The sequence below is a fragment of the Streptomyces sp. MS191 genome (genome assembly GCF_008042125.1).
In the GTDB taxonomy this organism is placed as follows: Bacteria; Actinomycetota; Actinomycetes; order Streptomycetales; family Streptomycetaceae; genus Streptomyces.
On record NZ_RDBI01000142.1, the window covers coordinates 1 to 664 of the forward strand.

At 73.5% G+C, this 664-nt stretch carries 2 pseudogenes; one reads left to right on the forward strand and one right to left on the reverse strand.

Features of this window, described 5'->3' with window-relative positions:
* Nucleotides 1-93: 93 nt before the first annotated feature.
* Nucleotides 94-306 (forward strand): annotated as a pseudogene (locus EAO71_RS35780) (TIGR03086 family metal-binding protein); the annotation flags it as partial.
* A 35-nt stretch (nt 307-341) separates the two neighbouring features.
* Here EAO71_RS35780 and EAO71_RS38060 read toward each other — a convergent pair.
* A pseudogene (locus tag EAO71_RS38060) lies at nt 342-664 on the reverse strand (SMI1/KNR4 family protein); the annotation flags it as partial.

The following is a 664-nucleotide window of genomic DNA, read 5'->3' on the forward strand; positions in this document are numbered from 1 at the left end:
GGACCTGGCGCGGGCCACGGGCCAGGACTACGCGGTGGAGGACGCGGAACTCGCCTCGTCGCAGGCGCTCCTGACACCGGCCGAGGACGCGCAGGGCGGGACCTGGCGCGGGCCACGGGCCAGGACTACGCGGTGGAGGACGCGGAACTCGCCTCGTCGCAGGCGCTCCTGACACCGGCCGAGGACGCGCAGGGCGACGACGGCTTCTTCGGCCCGATCGTCCCCGTCCCGGACGACGCACCCCTGCTCGACCGGGTGATCGGTCTGAGCGGCCGTCGGCCGGACTGGCGGCCCCCGGCGTCCTGACGCGCGGGGCGGGGCGGTGGACCGCCCCGCCCGGCTCACCAGGGGGTCATGTAGTCCCGGTCGATCCACTCCGCGAACGACACCGGCCCGCACCGGGGCACGATGTGGTTCGACGGCCGGGCCACCTGCGACCTGATCCTTCCGCTGCTCCTGAACGGCGGGCCGGTGACCACGAGCAGGGTGCTGAAGCCGCAGCCGTGCTCCTGGATGTACACGGCGCCCGCCGTCTTGCGTTCCTGGTGCACCCCGTACTCGTTGTCCCAGTCGTCCCAGGCCGCCTGGAAGGCCGCGCCGTCGGCGAAGTCCTTCTCCATCGGCTCGCGGTCGTCGAGGTCGTCCTCGTAGGCGCGGTAGGAGT